At 62.7% G+C, this 18285-nt stretch carries 15 protein-coding genes; 3 read left to right on the forward strand and 12 right to left on the reverse strand.

All coding sequences use genetic code 11. The features are described 5' to 3' along the window. Positions 1–100: 100 nt before the first annotated feature. The 3 genes from ACP2YP_RS20050 to ACP2YP_RS20060 are packed head-to-tail and all read right to left on the reverse strand — an operon-like array spanning position 101 to position 2959. The gene (locus ACP2YP_RS20050; protein WP_426418098.1) at positions 101–1000 is read right to left on the reverse strand and encodes a tyrosine-type recombinase/integrase; all 900 of its coding nucleotides are present in this window, start codon (positions 998–1000) and stop codon (positions 101–103) included. Then, on the reverse strand, positions 997–1923 hold the full coding sequence (locus ACP2YP_RS20055; RefSeq protein ID WP_426418099.1) for a hypothetical protein: 927 nt from the start codon (positions 1921–1923) through the stop codon (positions 997–999). Before ACP2YP_RS20055 ends, ACP2YP_RS20050 begins: the two co-directional genes overlap by 4 nt. Positions 1924–1930: 7 nt before the next feature. Continuing rightward, entirely contained in the window at positions 1931–2959 is a 1029-nt protein-coding gene (locus tag ACP2YP_RS20060; protein ID WP_426418100.1) for a TniB family NTP-binding protein, read from the reverse strand. Between the two features lie 600 nt (positions 2960–3559). Here ACP2YP_RS20060 and ACP2YP_RS20065 point away from each other — a divergent pair. The 3 genes from ACP2YP_RS20065 to ACP2YP_RS20075 are packed head-to-tail and all read left to right on the forward strand — an operon-like array spanning position 3560 to position 8170. Next, entirely contained in the window at positions 3560–4579 is a 1020-nt protein-coding gene (locus tag ACP2YP_RS20065) for a TRAP transporter substrate-binding protein (protein WP_426418101.1), read from the forward strand. Between the two features lie 15 nt (positions 4580–4594). Further along, positions 4595–6484 (forward strand): TRAP transporter large permease subunit, encoded by a 1890-nt coding sequence (locus tag ACP2YP_RS20070; protein ID WP_426418102.1) that lies wholly within the window; start codon positions 4595–4597, stop codon positions 6482–6484. Between the two features lie 24 nt (positions 6485–6508). Beyond that, a complete protein-coding gene (locus ACP2YP_RS20075; RefSeq protein ID WP_426418103.1) occupies positions 6509–8170 on the forward strand; it encodes an acyl-CoA synthetase in 1662 nt (553 codons plus the stop codon). Positions 8171–8508: 338 nt separating this feature from the next. Here ACP2YP_RS20075 and ACP2YP_RS20080 read toward each other — a convergent pair whose 3' ends face one another. The 9 genes from ACP2YP_RS20080 to ACP2YP_RS20120 form a co-directional block, all read right to left on the reverse strand. Further along, positions 8509–9486: a TRAP transporter substrate-binding protein gene (locus ACP2YP_RS20080; protein ID WP_426418104.1), complete on the reverse strand. Its 978-nt coding sequence runs from the start codon at positions 9484–9486 to the stop codon at positions 8509–8511. 39 nt (positions 9487–9525) lie between these two features. Further along, positions 9526–10839, reverse strand: coding sequence for a TRAP transporter large permease (locus ACP2YP_RS20085; protein ID WP_426418105.1), 1314 nt, complete (start codon positions 10837–10839; stop codon positions 9526–9528). A 2-nt stretch (positions 10840–10841) separates the two neighbouring features. Next, positions 10842–11441 (reverse strand): TRAP transporter small permease, encoded by a 600-nt coding sequence (locus ACP2YP_RS20090; protein WP_426418106.1) that lies wholly within the window; start codon positions 11439–11441, stop codon positions 10842–10844. A 162-nt stretch (positions 11442–11603) separates the two neighbouring features. After that, a complete protein-coding gene (locus ACP2YP_RS20095) occupies positions 11604–12401 on the reverse strand; it encodes an MBL fold metallo-hydrolase (RefSeq protein ID WP_426418107.1) in 798 nt (265 codons plus the stop codon). 13 nt (positions 12402–12414) lie between these two features. Next, complete coding sequence (locus ACP2YP_RS20100) at positions 12415–13191, reverse strand: TatD family hydrolase (protein WP_426418108.1); 777 nt, start codon at positions 13189–13191, stop codon at positions 12415–12417. A 13-nt stretch (positions 13192–13204) separates the two neighbouring features. Continuing rightward, positions 13205–15151, reverse strand: a complete 1947-nt coding sequence (gene metG / locus ACP2YP_RS20105) for a methionine--tRNA ligase (protein ID WP_426418109.1) — start codon at positions 15149–15151, stop codon at positions 13205–13207. Between the two features lie 109 nt (positions 15152–15260). After that, entirely contained in the window at positions 15261–16307 is a 1047-nt protein-coding gene (locus ACP2YP_RS20110; RefSeq protein WP_426418110.1) for a DNA polymerase III subunit delta', read from the reverse strand. Beyond that, a complete protein-coding gene (gene tmk, locus ACP2YP_RS20115) occupies positions 16304–16990 on the reverse strand; it encodes a dTMP kinase (RefSeq protein WP_426418111.1) in 687 nt (228 codons plus the stop codon). The genes ACP2YP_RS20110 and tmk overlap by 4 nt, the downstream gene beginning before the upstream one ends. A 2-nt stretch (positions 16991–16992) precedes the next feature. Then, positions 16993–18255, reverse strand: a complete 1263-nt coding sequence (locus tag ACP2YP_RS20120) for a D-alanyl-D-alanine carboxypeptidase family protein (protein WP_426418112.1) — start codon at positions 18253–18255, stop codon at positions 16993–16995. Between the last annotated feature and the right edge of the window lie 30 nt (positions 18256–18285).

The raw sequence follows: 18285 nt of genomic DNA on the forward strand, positions 1-18285 counted from the left end.
CGTTAGTAGTCTTGAGATAGCACCATTCATTTGTGCTATGCTCATGTTTTGGGCTTTCTACTTGAGAATTGCAGTCGATCTTCCTTCATAATTCCAGTTATCACGCATTCTCAGAATGCAACGGATGAAACTCTTTCAGCGCGCTGGACGGCAGCGTCTCCGTGTTGCCTCTTGATACTCCTGGTACTCGCTTGTAGCCCAACATCAAAACGGCCTCGTGCGGGGGTACTCCTTCCGATATGAGTTTCGCCGCGAGGTATCGGCCGAGATCGGAGGGAGAGATCCGTCCTTGCAAACCCGCGTCCTCGATCTGGATCTGAATTCCACAGGCGATAGAGCGTAATGGAAGCCGGTCGCACGCCCCTGTGCTGCTCACGAACAGAGCTTCAGCGCCGAATCCAAATAGATCGCGGCGCAGCTCCAGGTAGCGAGATAGATCCTTAATGGCCGCGGGAGAGAGGCGAGCGATGCGTTCACGACGCTCGCCTCTAGCAATTAAAATGGCGCCGCGCCTATCGAGATGCGAAATGTTCAGAGCTGCCAGCTCGCCGCACGAAGTGCCTGCGTCGACTGCAACCTGGACACAGCACATATTTCGCAATTCTTCTTCCGAAGCAGCCTTACTCTGGCTGCTCTGGATGTGGTCGAGCAGCTCTTCCACGGCGACTAGATCGACATCGAACGCAGCCCGCCGCTCAGCGCGAAAAGTCCAACGCAGATCGTCCGCGGGATTGACCTTGATCCATGCTTTCGTGTGCAGTTCCGCATAAACATTTCGGATCGTGTAGACCAAGCGGTTCATGGAGACGTCGGAGCGCTGCAGCGAGGCGAGGCCGCAGAACTGATCGAGAGTGGCTTTGTCTGCTGTTTCCAAGACCAGCCCAAGAGGGACGAGAAACGCAACAAGCCAAGCAATGACGAGGCGAACCTGTCCAGCCTCGGTCGGGCGCGTCTTCCCGATCGAAGTCACTATCCACTCATACGTGTCGGGAACTTTCAAATGTAGCTCCTGAGCAGATCGCTTAGCAGCGCCCGAACCGGGGCGGAGGGGCATCGATTAATTGCCAGGTTTGCGAACCCGATCCGGCGAGCGGACCAAAGCCGATCGGCTTGGGTAGGTGGATCATCGAATGCGTGACCGATCAACGATCGAAGTCCATCCATTCCTTCCAATGCCGCGCGAATTCCGACGGCGCGCGTCCAAATTTCGCTGTCTTCACGAGGTAGCCGAATGAGTACCTCGAGCTGCGAGAACAACCCAATCGTCTCGAATAGCTCCAGGAGATCGCCTTCGGTCCACTGCGCGATCCGGGTTGGTAGGAGCAATCGGAATCGCTGCCGCTGGGCCTCGGAGCTACTGAAGAGCTCCGCCAGAAACTGGACCGCCTCGAGATCTTGTGGTGGCCGTTTGCCAATAGTGGTTTCCCAAAGAAGCGAGCCGCATCCGGGGCACTCATCGATCTGAATGGTCTGCGACCAGAGGAGCTCGCGTCCGCAGCCACAACGGTCGACGATTTGCTCTCCTGTTTCCGGATCATGGCGCAGGGGCGCGATTGCCCAGCTCAAGCGTTGATGTGCCGGAATGCCGGCAACCCGATCTGCCCTGAGCACTTCCGGACAAACTCTGCGACGGGCCTGATCGATGTCGCGCGGCCGGACGGTGAAGGGACCAATCTTTAGTCCATTCTCGGAGTGGAGCACCATCATCTCCCGGAGCGCGGTCTCCTCAAGGCCAAAGCTCGAAGCTATATCATTCGCCACGTCATGGCGGTGTACTGCCGACGCGATGGCCTCCGCGTCGCCGAACAGAGACTCGACCACCAGTCCCGGGAAAGGACTGACGACCGTTGCCGCGCGCAGCACTAGAGAAGATGCGGATTCCCCCTCCATTGGCACTAGCGAGATGGCAGTTGCGTCGATCACTTCGCACCTACATCAGATTTGCAAATCCGGCCTTGTCTAACGACCTGTTCGCGATCCGCAGCGCATCGTGCTTGGCGGTTTCGGCAGCCTGAGTTTGGCGGGAGCGAAGGCGGGACACGGCGAGCGCCGGCGCGAAAGGATTGATTTCTCCCGGCCGGTTGCGCTCGAAGGCGGTCCTGAAATGCTCGACACGCAGAATTTTAGACCGCTCGCTGTAATATGCGACGGTGGCTGCCTCTTCCGTGAGGCGCGTGAGCATCGGGGGCTTGCCTTCGCTTGCGTTGTGAAGGCGCTCCGGCATGTCGTCCTTGTTGAGCTCCGTCTCTTCGAATGGAAGTTGGCTCGACAGGGTTTTAATCATCGCGCGCCAGTGATCGTCCATCGCGAGCGGTTCGAGCTGCATGCGTTTGAAGAACCTACCGTCAAGATCCGGGCACTTCTTGAGAAGATCCGGGAGATCACCCCCGCCTGCAAGTACGAACGTCGCTGCACCCCGATCAAATAAGTTGATAAGGAATGGGATGCTCTCGGGGGCGATACCGGAACGCCCGTTCGCCAACAGGGACGCGCGGACCAAAAACAGCATGCGCGTTCCGCTCTGGCGCAACAGGTGCTCTACCTGAAACTCCGGGAGCTTTTGCCCCATGTTGCGGGTGAACGTAGGCCACCTGGCATCACATGCGATGGATTCCGCCAGGCCACCCGAACTGAGGTTGGCGGTTGGAGTGCTTACGATAACCGGCTGAAAGGCAACGGGCTTGCGCTCCTGCATGGGGTGCTGTCGGCTGAACTCTCTTACGAGCGACGTAATGCCTGTATTCGGGGGGCCATATATCGCGATTCCCATGCCCGGGCCGGACCGGGCCGCGTGGAACGAGTGCATCAGTCGCTCCAGGAGAGTTTTGGCCTGGGGGTGGTACAGGTAGATGCCAGATATCGAGCTGATGCGCTCCGGAATGCTCAGCTGGCGCCAGCCCCGGCCGTCGGACGAGGCGATAGGCAGCGTGCTTTCGGAGGAGACGGATTCGGCGACCATGGTCAGCCAAGCTCCCGGTTCGGGTCGAATGCGGCGATCGGATTGCTGGTCAGGAGCAGCGCTCGGGTTCGTCGCAGCTTACGACCGTCGATTTCGGACAGGACGCGCCCAGACGACCACCTTCAGGAGTGCCGGGGCGCTACCGCCTTTATTCCTGCTTTGAACCGACTGAGGCCGACAGTCGTCGCGACGGGCAGGTTGCAGCAGGCTGACTCCAAGTTCGCTTTAAATGACTCGATTCAGCTTTGCGGGCACAGTCGGAACGCGTGCCCAGCCATATCCGTAGTTCGCATAAGGTATATTATGGAATATATTTATATCCAATTGGATCAGTTATTTAGGTGAAGCTCCTACCACCACGCCTTCGCTGCCGGCGCGTTTTCGGGCTGACCATCGACCATTGCCTCAGCTCTTGACGGCTACTGTGCATGGGGTTGTTTTTCAGTTTTTGAATCTGGCCCATCTGCCGAAAGCCGATATTGCCGCGACCTTATCGGACTGCAATAAGCGAGCTCCGCGAGATCGCAGATGACGTTCGAGCCTTCCATCCGTATAGGTTTGCGTCTCACAACAAGAACAAACTTCCGAGGAAGCAGACCCATGAGTTTTTCCCGCCGCACGCTTCTCAAGGCCTCCGCCGCGACCGCCGTTTTCGGCGGCGTCGGCGCGCCCTCAGTGGCCCGGGCCCAGGCTGCCGAGTTCACCTACAAATACGCCAACAACCTGCCTGACTCGCACCCGATGAACGCCCGCGCCAAGGAAATGGCGGCTGCGATCAAGAGCGAGACCAACGGCAAGTTCGACCTCCAGATCTTTCCGAACAACCAGCTCGGTTCGGACACCGACATGCTGAGCCAGATCCGCTCCGGCGGCGTCGAGTTCTTCACGCTCTCCGGCCTGATCCTGGCGACGCTGGTCCCGACGGCCGCCATAAACGGCATCGGCTTCGCGTTCCCGGACTATGACACGGTCTGGAAGGCAATGGACGGCGACCTCGGCGCCTTCGTGCGCGGCGAAATCAAGAAGGCCGGCCTCGAGGTCATGGACAAGATCTGGGACAACGGCTTCCGCCAGACCACGTCGTCGACCAAGGCGATCACGAGCCCCGACGATTTCAAGGGCTTCAAGATCCGTGTGCCGGTGTCGCCGCTGTGGACCTCGATGTTCAAGGCGTTCGACGCCGCCCCCGCCTCGATCAATTTCGCCGAGGTCTATTCCGCGCTCCAGACCAAGATCGTCGAGGGCCAGGAGAACCCGCTGGCGATCATCTCGACGGCAAAGCTCTACGAGGTGCAGAAATACTGCTCGCTGACCAACCACATGTGGGACGGCTTCTGGTTCCTCGCCAACCGCCGCGCCTGGGAAAAGCTCCCACAAGACGTGCGCACAATCGTCGCCAAGAACATCAACGCCGCCGCCGTTAGGGAGCGCGAGGATACCGCCAAGCTCAACGCGAATCTCCAGCAGGAGCTCGCGGGCAAGGGCCTGACCTTCAACCAGCCCGCAGTGGCGCCGTTCCGCGACAAGCTGCGGGCTGCCGGCTTCTATGCCGAGTGGAAGGGCAAGTATGGCGACCAGGCCTGGGACCTCCTGGAGAAGGCCGTCGGCAAGCTGTCGTAACGCATTGGAGCCGTCATGGCTCATGTCGAGGTTCAGGTGATCGAAATAGTGGGCGAGGCGGCTGTTCAGTCCCCTCGCCGACCTTCATGGCTGGCCTCGCTGGAGCGCATTCTCGGCCTCGCCGTCGAGATCCCCGCGGCGATCCTGGTCGTCGCCGAGATCGTGATCCTGTTTGCCGGCGTGGTCGCGCGCTACGTCGTGCACCGGCCGCTGATCTGGTCGGACGAGCTGGCCTCGATTCTGTTCCTGTGGCTGGCCATGCTCGGCGCGGCGGTGGCATTCCGCCGTTCCGAGCACATGCGCATGACCGCGATCGTTGCGAGCGCACGACCCGCGATGCGAGCCTGGCTCGATCTCGTGGCGGTCTCTGCCGCGCTGGCGTTCCTCGCGATGATCATCTGGCCGGCCTACGACTACGCCTACGAAGAGAGCTTCATCACCACGCCCGCGCTCCAGATCTCCAACATGTGGCGCGCCGCGGCACTGCCGATCGGCATCTGCCTGATGGCGTTGTTTGGACTGCTGCGGCTGCTACGCACCGCTGATTACCGGATGGTGCTGACGGCCGCGATCGCCGTTGTCGTCGTCGTCGGCCTGTTCTGGCTGGCGCAGCCTTACCTGCGGCCGCTCGGCAATCTCAACCTCGTCATCTTCTTCGTCGGCGTCGCCGGCTTCTGCGTCTTCGCCGGCATTCCCATTGCGTTCGGCTTTGGCCTTGCGATCTTCGGCTATCTGGCGCTGACCACGCGCACGCCCGTCATGGTGCTGGTCGGGCGGATGGACGAGGGCATGAGCCATCTCATCCTGCTCTCGGTGCCGCTGTTCGTGTTCCTGGGGCTGCTGATCGAAATGACCGGCATGGCGCGGGCCATGGTGGCATTCCTGGCGAGCCTGCTCGGCCATGTCCGCGGCGGCCTGCATTACGTTCTGGTCGGCGCCATGTATCTGGTCTCCGGCATTTCCGGCGCCAAGGCCGCCGACATGGCCGCTGTCGCGCCCGTGCTGTTCCCGGAGATGAAGCAGCGCGGCGCCAAGCCCGGCGATCTCGTCGCGCTGCTTGCGGCAACCGGCGCGCAGACCGAAACCATTCCGCCGAGCCTCGTGCTGATCACGATCGGCTCAGTCACCGGCGTCTCGATCGCGGCGCTGTTCACCGGCGGCCTGCTGCCCGGCGTCGTGCTCGCGGTCACGCTCTGCATGCTGGTGTGGTGGCGCTACCGCCACGAGGACATGAGCCATGTCCGCCGCGCCACTGCGTCCGAGATCGGCAAAACCTTCGTCGTCGCCCTACCCGCGCTCGCGCTGCCCTTCGTGATCCGTTACGCTGTGGTCGAAGGCATTGCGACCGCCACCGAAGTCTCCACTATCGGCATTGTCTATGGCGCCCTCGTCGGCCTGATCGTCTACCGCCATTTCGACTGGCGGCGGCTATTCCCGATGCTGGTCGAGACCGCGGCGCTGTCGGGCGCGATCCTGCTGATCATCGGCACGGCCACCGGCATGGCCTGGGGCCTGACCCAGTCCGGCTTCTCGCGCTCGCTGGCATCCGCTATGACCGGATTGCCCGGCGGACCTGCAACCTTCATCGCCGTGTCCATCCTGGCCTTCACCATCCTCGGCAGCGTGCTGGAGGGCATCCCTGCGATTGTGCTGTTCGGGCCGCTGCTGTTTCCGATTGCCCGCGCCGTCGGCGTGCATGAAGTGCACTACGCCATGGTGATCATTCTGGCGATGGGTATCGGGCTATTCGCCCCGCCGTTCGGCGTCGGCTATTATGCCGCCTGCGCCATCGGACGCGTCGATCCGGCCGAGGGCATCAGGCCGATCTGGGGCTATCTGCTGGCGCTGCTGGTGGGATTGATCATCGTCGCGGTCTTCCCCTGGATATCGATCGGATTCCTGTAAGGCGCGGCGTCAAGGAGGGTGTCGATGAGTGACCGGCAGAACCAGTACAATATCGGCCTCGACAAGACCCCCGCCAATTACGTGCCGCTGTCGCCGCTGAGCTTCCTCGCGCGCAGCGCCGCCGTCTATCTCGATCACGTCAGCACGGTCTACGAAGGCCGCAGCTTCACGTGGGCTGAGACGCATGAGCGCTGCAAGCGCTTTGCGTCCTGGCTCGCCAGCAAGGGCATCGGCGTCGGCGACACTGTCGCTACGATGCTGCCGAACATTCCCGCGATGAACGAGGCGCACTTCGCGGTGCCCATGACGGGTGCCGTGCTCAACGCGCTCAACATCCGCCTCGATGCGCCCTCGATTGCGTTTCAGCTCGACCATGGCGGCGCAAAAATCATTCTGGTCGATCCCGAATTTTCCGGCGTGATCACCGATGCGCTGGCGCAGATGAGCGGGCCAAAGCCGTTCGTGATCGACGTCGACGATGCCGCTTTCAAAGGCGGCAAGCGCATCGGCGAGATCGAATATGAAGCCGCCGTCGCGCAAGGCGATCCGAACTTTGCGGCGATCCCGCCGCAGGATGAGTGGGACGCGATTGCGCTGAGCTACACCTCGGGCACCACGGGCAATCCCAAGGGCGTCGTCACCCATCATCGCGGCGCCTATCTGAATGCCGTCAGCAACATCCTTGCCGGCAATCTCGGCCAGCACCCGGTCTATCTCTGGACGTTGCCGATGTTCCATTGCAACGGCTGGTGCTTCCCCTGGACCATCGCGGCCGCCGCCGGAATCAACGTCTGCCTGCGCAAGGTCGAGCCGACCAAAATCTTCGAGCTGATCAAGCAGCACGGCGTCACCCACATGTGCGGCGCGCCGATCGTCTACAACACGTTGATCAATGCGCCCGATGCGCCCAAAGAAACGTCAACCGGTAACGCCGCCCGCCGCGTCGTCGGCCTGATCGCAGGCGCTGCGCCGCCGGTCGCCGTGCTCGAAGGCGCCGAAAACATCGGCATCAAGTTGACGCACGTCTATGGCCTGACCGAGGTCTACGGCCCCGCCTCCGTCTGCGCCGAGCAGCCCGGCTGGGACGAGCTTCCGGCGTCCGAGCGCGCTCGCATGAAGCGCCGGCAGGGCGTGCCCTACCCGCTTGAGGAAGGCGTCACCGTCATCGATCCGCAAACCATGAGGCAAGTGCCGCGCGACGGCGAGACCATCGGCGAGGTCATGTTCCGCGGCAACATCGTGATGAAAGGTTACCTCAAGAACGAGAAGGCGACGAAGGAAGCCTTCGAGGGCGGCTGGTTTCACACCGGCGATCTCGGCGTGCTCGACGAGCACGGCTACGTCACCATCAAGGATCGCTCCAAGGACATCATCATCTCCGGCGGCGAGAACATCTCGTCCGTGGAGGTCGAGGACATCCTCTACAAGCACCCGGCCGTGCTGTTCGCGGCCGTGGTCGCAAAGCCCGATCCGAAATGGGGCGAAGTGCCCTGCGCCTTTGTCGAGCTGAAGGTCGGCGCGAGCGCGAGCGAGGCCGACATCATCGCCTTCTGCCGCACGCATATGAGCGACTTCAAGACGCCTAAGGCCGTGGTGTTCGGACCGATCCCGAAGACGTCGACGGGGAAGATCCAGAAATTCCTGCTGCGCAACGAGGTCGGCTCGGCCAAGGCGATTACAGCCTGAGTGCGTTCCAGTTTCAGACACACTTGGAAACACGGGCCGTTACGATCGCGCGTCGTCGTGAAACGATTGTGTACGTTCGACGACATCAAGACATCACAGGAAAAGATTGGAAAACGTTAGAGACGCATTTACGTTTCTCTCCCGTCGGATTCGCTCCTTCCACCTGATTCGCCGCGCAGGCAGCGCGGCCGGCGACCGGCACGGTTGGGGCGCTTCATGCGGTTCGTATCGTGAGCACAGACGTGCGTGCGCGTCTGACGCTGCCGCTATTGACGGCAGGACTCTGGCTGCCCGGCGCTGCTCGCGCGCCCTCACCCATTCGTGCCGCGATCTTCCCGTTACATCTTCTTGTAGGCGTCAATCACCGCCTGACCGTCCGCACCGGCCTTTTTGAGCCAGTCAGCGGTAAGCTGCTGACCTATTTTCTCGAAGCCGGCTTTCAGCGCCGGGCTCGGTGGTTCGACCGTCATGCCCTTTGCCTTAAGCTGATCGATGTACCAATTGGCCTTTTCCTCCCAGGCCTTCCAGCCGCGGGTTTCGGCCGTGGCAGCGGCCTTGAGGATGGCCTCCTGGGTCGGCTTGTCGAGCGCCTCGAACGCGGCCTTGTTCACGAAAGTATAGTCCTTCGGGATCCAGGCCTGCACGTCATAGAAGTATTTCAGCGACTCCCAGGCCTTTGAATCGTAGCCCGTGCCGCCCGAGGACATGAACGAATTCACAACGCCGGTGGCGAGCGCCTGCGGCAGTTCGGCAGCCTGGATCGTCACCGATTGGGCGCCGACCAAGTCACCGATACGCGCGGTTCCGACATTGTAGGCGCGCCATTTCAGACCCTTCATGTCCTCAATAGAGGCAAGTGGCTTGTTGACGTAGACGCCCTGCGGCCCCCACGGCACGGCGAACAAGAGCTTGAGACCTTGTGCATCCAGCTTCTTCTCAATGAGGGGCTTTGACGCCTGGTACAGTTTCATTGACTGAGGAAAGCTGGTCGCAAGGAACGGCACGACATCGATCCCGAACACCGGATCTTCGTTTTCGTGGATCGACAGCAGCAATTCGCCAATTTGCGCCTGCCCGGTGACGACTGCACGTTTGATGTCTGGCGCCTTGAACAGCGAGGCATTCGGATGAACCGTGATCACGAGCTTGCCGGAAGTCGCAGCTTCGACGTCCTTGGCGAAGGCGACCAGATTCTCCGAGTGCGGGTTGTCGATGGGATATGCGGCTGGCAAATTCCATTTGGTCTGGGCCAGGGCCGGCGTGGCGGCCAGCAGCGCGCCGGCGATCAGTCCTGAGAACAGCAAACGAGACGTCATCGAACTTCTCCTCACGGTAAGGTGGAATACCCGGCGCGATCAGTCGGGGAAAGCGAGCTTGGGTAGAACCAGAACGATTTGCGGATATTGAGTGATGATGAAAACTGCGGCCAACAGCAGCACAAAGAACGGGAACGCGGCACGGGCGACCGTCAACGTGTCGCGACCGCTCATGTTCTGCAGCACGAACAGGTTAAAACCGACCGGTGGCGTGATCTGCGCCATTTCGACGTGGATGATAAGGTAGACGCCGAACCAGACGAGATCGAGCCCGGCCTGCTTCACCATCGGCAACACGATCACCGCGGTCAGCACGATCATCGAGATGCCATCGATCAGGCATCCAAGGATGATGTACATGATGCTCAAATAGAGCGCGAGCATGCCTGGCGTGAGTTGCTGTCCCTGAACCCAGCTGGCGAGCGCCGCGGGAATACCGGTGTAGGCCATCGCGGCTGTGGTGTAGGCGGCGCCGGCCAGGATCAGCATGATCATGCAGGTCAGCCGCGTCGCGCTCATGATGCTTTCGAGGAAGTGCTTGCGCGAAAGCGTGCCGCTCCACCACGCCAGGATCAGCGCGCCGGCGACGCCCCATGCGGCGCATTCGGTAGCGGTCGCAAACCCGAGCACCAGTGAGAGGAAGACCGCAAGGATCAGCAGCATGCACGGTGCGAGCTTGGCGGACTCGCGCAGCTTCTGCCGGAACGGCATCGGCGGGTCGCGCGGCGGGACTTTCGCAGGGTTCAGCAGCGACCAGATGATGATGTAGCCGGAATAAAGTACCATCACGAGCACACCCGGCAGGAAGCCGCCAAGGAACACCTGGAGCACGGAAACATTCGCCGTGACCGCGTAAACCACCATCGGAATGGACGGTGGAATCAGCAGGCCGAGCGTGCCGGATCCCGCCAGTGAACCGAGGCTGAGGCCCTTGTCGTAGCCGCGCTTGTCGAGTTCGGGCAATGCGATCTTGCCGATGGTCGCACAAGTCGCAGCCGACGAGCCCGACACCGCCGCAAAGATGCCGCAGCCGATGACGTTCACATGGGTCAGCCGTCCGGGCAACCATTGCACCCAGGGCGACAGGCCGCGGAACATCTCTTCCGACAATCTGGTGCGAAAGAGGATTTCTCCCATCCAGATGAACAGCGGCAATGCCGCCAGCGTCCACGACGCACTCGCGCTCCAGGTCGTGGTCGCGAGTACGCTCCCAAGGGGCAGGCTCGTGGTCAGCGCCATCGCCACGAAGCCGACGAGCCCAAGCGAGACCGCGATCCATACGCCGCTCGCCAGCAGCAGGATCATGACGCCGAGCAGAATGAACGACAGTTCGATCATGCCGAGACTGGCCATCGTCAGCCCCCGCCGCCCTGCGAGATGCGCTCGATGAATTCGTCCGGCGTTTCTTCCGGCGATCCCTTCTCGTAGCTTGGCCGACGACCGCGCAGGACATTGACCATTTCATCGATGACCGCGATCCCCAGGATCACGAGGCCGCCGGCAAAACCCAGTTGCGGAATCCAGAGCGGAACGGCGACGACGCCTTGTGCAACGTCGTTGAAACGCCAGGAATCGTAAGCCATCTGCGCCGCATATCGGCTGAAGTAGAGAATGAAGGCTGTCGCAATCCCGAGCGCCACGATCTCGGCATACTGCCGAGCTCGCCCATGCAGGCGCTCGAGCAGCAGACCGACGCGGATCATCTCACCACGCTTGAATGTGTGAGCGAGGCCGAGGAAGGCCATCGCGGCCATGCACCAGGACGCGAAATCATCGCCTGCCGGAATGTTGATGGCAAATTGCCGGCCGACCGACATGACCATCATGATCGCGAAGATCGCAACCAGGAAGGCGCCGGCTGCGTAGCCCGCGCCGAGGTAGAGAAGGTCGAGAGCGCGCCGGAGCAATCCCGGCGCCGCCACATCATCGTCATGCTCCGCCAATGCGGCCCCCATCCTCACGCGCCACAGCTCAACCGGACCACACGACTTCTGAGCCAGTTGGTGCTGGCTGATTATCGCTGCCGTTCCACGGCTGTCTTTGAGACGTTAGACCAACACGATCGCGACCATGCAGGCAAGGACCATGCCGGTCTGCGTCGGTGCCCCCCGGGTATTTTACACCGTATCGAGCCGCATGCCGTCATAGGCCGGCACCACGCCCGCGGGCAGCTTCTGCCGGATCACCTCGTAATCGACGTCCGCCGTCATGTTGGTGATGACGGCACGCTTCGGCTTGAAGCGCTCGATCCAGGACAGCGCGTCGTTGATGCTGAAATGGCTGGGATGGCCGGTGTAGCGCAGGCCATCGACGATCCAGAGATCGAGGTTTTCTAGGGCGCCAAAACTCTCCGGCGGGATGTCGTTGAGGTCGGGCGTGTAGGCGGCGTTGCCGATGCGATAGCCGAGCGCCGGGATCTGGCCGTGCTGGACCAGGAACGCGGTCATCGTCACCTCCCCGCCCTTGCCGCCAATAGTCTGGCTATGGCCGGCCTCGATCGAATGCCTGTTGAGGATCGGCGGGTAGTCGCTGCCCTCCGGCGAGATGAAGCAATAGGAGAACCGCGCCATGATGTCCTTGGCGGTCGACTGGTTGAAATAGACCGGAATGCGCTTGCGCATGTGGATCACGACCGAGCGCAGGTCGTCCATCCCGTGAGTCTGGTCGGCATGCTCATGCGTCAGAAACACGGCATCGATGTGGTCGACATTGGTATCGATCAGCTGCTCGCGCAGGTCCGGCGAGGTGTCGATCACGATACGCGTGGTGCCGTGGTGTGATGTCTGTTCGACCAGCAGCGAGCAGCGCCGGCGGCGGTTTTTTGGATTCTTGGGGTCGCAGGCGCCCCAGCCCAGCGCCGGGCGCGGCACGCCGGCGGAGGAGCCGCAGCCCAGGATCGTCAGCGTCAGCGTCATGCGGCTCAGAACCTCAAGCTTTCACCTTGGAGAACAGGCGGAAGAAGTTTTCGCTGGTCTGGCGTGAGATCTCTTCGAGCGACACGCCGCGTGTTTCGGCGAGCACCTTGGCGACCTCGACCACATAGGCCGGCTCGTTGCGCTTGCCCCGGAACTTGCCCGGCGCAAGGTAAGGCGAATCTGTTTCAACCAGAATACGGTCAGACGGCAGTTCGGCCGCGAGCGCGCGCAAGGCATCCGACTTCTTGAAGGTCAGGATGCCCGTGAAGCCAATATAGAGCCCGAGCGACACCGCCTTCAACGCCAGCTCGCGCCCGCCGGTGTAACAATGCAGCACGGCTCGAAACGATCCGCGTGCCGCCTCCTCCTCCAGGATGCGCGCGCAATCCTCGTCCGCCTCGCGGGTATGGATCACCAGCGGCAAGCCGGTGGCGCGGGCAGCGGCGATGTGGGCACGAAAGCCCCTCGCCTGCGCCTCCGGCGAGCCGTCGTCGTAGAAATAGTCGAGCCCGGCTTCGCCGAGCGCGACCACCTTCGGATGCTGCGTCAGCGCGATCAGCTCGTCCGACGAAATGCCGTCTTCCTCGTCCGCATTATGCGGGTGAGTGCCGACCGAGCAATAGACGTCGTCGTAACGCCCGGCGATGGCGAGAAGCTGATCGAGCTTTCGCACCCGCGTCGAGATTGTGATCATGCGACCGATCCCGGCCGCGCGCGCACGCGACACGATCCCGTCGAGATCCTGCGCAAAGTCCGGAAAATCCAGATGACAGTGACTGTCGACCAGCATCGTTACATGCGCCTCAGGCCGCCGGCTCGATGTAGCGCGGGAACGCCGGCGTCGGTGCCGGTAGCGTCGAACCAGGCGCGATCCGCCTGACGCCGCCAAGCATGGCAAAATTGCGCTCGCCCGCGGGGATACCTAGGCTGTCGAGCAGCAAGCTGGATGCGGTCGGCATCGCTGGCTGAGCCAGGATCGCGATCTGGCGCACGACTTCGGCGGTGACGTAGAGCACCGTCTTCTGCCTGACAGGATCGGTCTTGGCGAGCGCCCACGGCGCCTCGCCCGCGAAATAGCGGTTGGCCTCCGCGACCACGGCCCACACGGTATTGAGCCAGTGATGGATCTGCTGCGTCGCCATCGCCTCGCGCGACGCGGCAATCATGCCGTCGGCCATCGCTAAAATCGCCTTGTCGCTGTCGCTGAACTCGCCGGGCTCCGGCAGCACGCCGCCGAGTTGCTTGGCGATCATCGACAGCGAACGCTGCGCAAGATTACCGAGATCGTTGGCGAGATCGGCATTGATGCGCGCGACGATAGCTTCATGGTTGTAGTTGCCGTCCTGGCCGAACGGCACCTCGCGCATGAAGAAATAGCGCATTTGGTCGACGCCATACTGGTCGGCGAGATTGAAGGGGTCGACGACGTTGCCGACCGACTTCGACATCTTCTCGCCCCTGTTGAACAGGAAGCCGTGGGCATAGACCCGCTTCTGCACGGGAATGCCGGCCGACATCAGGAACGCGGGCCAATACACCGCGTGGAAGCGAATGATGTCCTTGCCGATGATGTGCACGTCGGCCGGCCAATAGCGCCAGTTCTTGTCGCTCTCGTCGGGGAAGCCGACGCCGGTGATGTAGTTGGTCAGCGCGTCGACCCAGACATACATCACGTGCTCTTCGTCGCCGGGCACCTTGACGCCCCAGTCGAACGTGGTGCGCGAGATCGAGAGATCGCGCAGGCCGCCCTTGACGAAGCTCACCACCTCGTTGCGACGCGAGTCTGGGCCAATGAAATCAGGGTGCTCCTCGTAGAGCTTCAGCAGCTTGTCCTGATAATCAGACAGGCGGAAAAAGTAGCTCTTCTCCTCGACCCACTCGACCGGCGTGCCCTGCGGACCGAGTCGCACGCCGTCGTCGTTCAGCCGCGTTTCGTCCTCCGCGTAATAGGCCTCGTCACGCACCGAGTACCAACCAGAATAGGTGTCGGCATAGATGTCGCCGTTCGCTTCCATGCGCCGCCATATCTCCTGGCTGGAGCGATGGTGCTGCTCTTCGGTGGTACGGATGAATCGGTCGAACGACACGTTCAGACGCTCGTCCATCTCCTTGAAGCGAGCCGCATTGCGGGCGGCCAGTGCGGACGGAGTAAGGCCTTCGTTCTGCGCGGTCTGGATCATCTTCAGACCGTGCTCGTCGGTGCCTGTCAGGAAGAACACGTCCTTGCCGTCGAGCCGCGCAAAGCGCGCCAGCACGTCGGTCGCGATCGCCTCATAGGCGTGACCGATATGCGGAACGCCGTTGGGATAGGCGATGGCGGTGGTGATGTAGAAAACATTGTCGCGCGCAGGTGCCGCTACGGGCGCAGCCGGCTTCGGGGTAGCCACCGGCTTCGGCGCAGGCGACACCTTGGGTTTTGACACTTTGGGTTTCACGGCCTTCGGCGGCGCGGCGGCCGGAGTCGGCGCGGCGATCACCGCGGGCGCGGTCACCCTCGCCTTCTCGGCCGCCTTCTTTGCCGGAGCCTTGGCGGGTTTTTCAGCGGCCTTCTTTGTCGCGGCTTTCTTGGCGACGACCTGCTTCTTCGCAGCCTTCTTGCCGGTCTTCTCGACCGTCTTCGCAGCGCCCTTCTTCGTGCCTTTCTTGACGCCTTTCTTGGCGGCTTTGCGCGCGAGCGCCCTCACAGCCTTCTTCGTGGCCTTCTTCTTGCCGCTCTTGTCCTTGGAGGTTTTCTTAGCTCGCGTTGGCACGACGAATTCCTTTACCGGCTTCTCGAAATCTGGAAACGAATTTGCGTTAGATTATCGTTCTAAGCATGATCCTGTCGGAAAACCGCTGCGCACTTTTCCGGATCATGCTCTAGCGCGTTGCGTCCGCCAGCCAGCCGAACACCGAGAAAACCAAGGGCTTTCGCTCCAGATTGTAGGTTTCGGTGTCGCGCGCAGCGCGGACGATCTTTTCCCATACCTCAGCTAGGCGCGCAAGGCGCGGCAGGTTCTGGTTGGCATTGGCCTCGTCGGAATGGAGGCGTTCGGCGATCCAGCGATCGATGCCGTCGATGAAGGCCGCAAGCGCGACGCGGTCGCTGGTGCCAAGGGATTCGCCGAGCGTGTGCAATTCGCGCGGATCGACCTGCGGCAATCGCGCCAGCAGCGCTGCCGTGCGCTGCTGGAGTTTTAGCGCATCGCCGCCGAGCAGGCTCAGTGCCCGCGCAACGCTGCCTTCAGAGGCCTCCGCGGCCTCGCGTAGCGCCAGATCGGTCGGAGCAAGATCGGCGGCCGTGGCGGCTGCGGCGATCACCTCGTCGGTCGTGAGCGACCGCAAGCGCAGCTTGCGGCAACGCGACTGGATCGTGGCGAGCACGCGCGCGGGCGCGTGGCTCACCAGCAGGAACAGCGATTGCTGCGGCGGTTCCTCGAGGATTTTCAACAGCGCGTTCGCCGCATTGGGATTGAGCTCATCGACGGTGTCGACGATGCAGACGCGCCAGCCTTCGGCCGCCGCCGTCGAGCCGAAGAACGCGATGGTCTCGCGCGTCTCGTCGACTGTGATGACCGTCCGCATCACGCCACGGTCGTTGGCGGTGCGCTCCAGCGTCAGCAAGCCGCCATGCGAGCTTGCCGCGACCTGCCGCGCCACGGCGTCACCGGGATCAATCGCGAGGTCCTCGGCGCCCTGCACGGCGGGCGCCAGCGGCTGGCCGTGAGCGAGCACGAAGCGCGCCATCCGATAGGCCAGCGTCGCCTTTCCGATACCCTGCGGCCCGCCGATCAGCCAGGCGTGCGGGATGCGCCCGCTGCGGTAGGCCGTGAGCAGCGCGGTCTCGGCCTCGCGATGGCCGAATAGAAGGCTTGTCCCACGTGGATGCGGAATGGCGGATTCGCGCTCGACCTGACGCGGGCTCATGCCGAGACCACCGATGCGGGCGTCGGCAGGAGACGATCGCGCAGCGCGGTCCAGACGCGTCCCGCGACGGTGTCAGGATCGGAATCGGCGTCGATCAGCACGCAGCGGCCGGGATCGTCCGCGGCGATCTTGCGATAGGCCTCGCGCAGGCCCTGGTGGAAGGCAAGCTTCTCGCCCTCGAACCTGTCAGGCGTGCCGCTGCCGCGCCGCGCCGCTGCGCGTGCCAAGCCGATCTCGACCGGCAAATCGAGGATGATGGTGAGATCCGGCTTGAGATCGCCGATCGTGACCCGCTGCATGGCATTGATCAGCGCGGCGGGCACGCTGCCGAGGCTACCCTGATAGGCCCGCGTCGAGTCGGCGAAGCGGTCGCAGAGGACCCAAACGCCCTGCTTGAGCGCAGGCTCGATCACGGTGCGGACATGGTCGTCGCGCGCAGCGGCAAACAGCAACGTCTCGGCCTCGGGTCCGAGCAGCTTGCCCATCCCCGACAGCACCAGGTGGCGCATGATCTCGGCGCCCGGCGATCCGCCGGGCTCGCGCGTGACGAGGGTACGGAGCCTCGCCGCACCGAGGCGATCGGCGAGCTTCTTGATCTGGGTCGACTTGCCCGTCCCCTCACCGCCTTCAAAGGTGATGAAGCGTCCGCGTCCGGATGGCCGCTGTGCCGTGCTCTCACTCATGATCAGAGCTTCTCGGCGCCTGCGCGGAACATGCCGATCACGAGCTCGCTGGCGCCGTCGATTGCGCGCCGCACGGTCGAGCCGGTGCCGATCGCCTCGGCCGCATAGACCGGCGTCTCCACCGCGATGTTTCCGCTGCGCCAGACCCTGACCACGCCGACCTGCTGGCCGGCCTGGACCGGTGCGCGCACCGGGCCGCTATAGATCACACGCGCGATCAGCTTGTCGCCGCCGCTCTTGTGCACCATCACCTTCACCGGCTCTTTCGCAACGAGCTTCACCGAGCGGCTCTCGCCGCCAAACACCTTGGCGTAGCCGACGGGCTGGTCGGCCGCGATCAGCGTGCGGGTCTCGAAATTGCGAAAGCCCCATTCCAGCATCTTCTTGGCTTCGGTGGCGCGGTCCTCGATGTCCTCGAGCCCGTTGACGACGACGATCAATCGCGTGCCGTTCTGCACGGCCGAGCCGACCATGCCGTAGCCGCCTTCCTTGGTGTAGCCGGTCTTCAGGCCGTCGGCGCCTTCCATCGAATTGAGCAGCGGATTGCGGTTGGCCTGGCGGATCTTGTTCCAGGTGAATTCCTTCTCACCGAACAGTTTGTAGAATTCCGGGAAGTCCAGGATGATGTGCCGGGCGAGCATGCCGAGCTCGCGCACCGTCATCTTGTTGCCGGGGTCGGGCAAGCCGTTGGAATTGGCGAAGGTGGATTTGGTCATGCCGAGCTCGCGGGCGCGCTTGGTCATGAAATCGGATGCAAAGATCCGCTCGTTGCCGGCGATGCCCTCGGCAAGCGCGATGCAGGCGTCGTTGCCGCTCTGGATGATCGCGCCATGCAGGAGGTCGTCGACCGAGACCTTGCTGTTGATGGCCGCGAACATGGTCGAGCCGCCGGAGGGCGCGCCGCCCTTGCGCCAAGCGTTCTCGCTGATCCGGTATTCGTCGGTCAGCTTGACGTCGCCCTTCTTGATTGCGTTGAACACGACTTCCGCGGTCACGAGCTTCATCATGCTGGAGGGCGCGCGCAGCTCGTCGGCGTTCTTCTCGAACAGCACGCTGCCGCTGGAGGCCTCGATCAGGATCGCGGTGGGGGCATCGCCATCGAAGCCGGCATCCTCGGTCTTCTTGGCGCCCTGGACGCTCTGGTTGGCGGCGTAGAGCACCCCGCCCCAGCTGAGGCTGACTGCGATCGCCGCCGCGACCAGCCCGCGCGCCAGTGCTCGGGCGGAGAACCGGGTATGACAGAGCGAGATGAGACGAAATGCCATGGCGAAGCCCTGAGAGCGGCGTTCTAACAG

It is taken from the genome of Bradyrhizobium genosp. A (assembly GCF_049949275.1).
Lineage (GTDB): Bacteria > Pseudomonadota > Alphaproteobacteria > Rhizobiales > Xanthobacteraceae > Bradyrhizobium.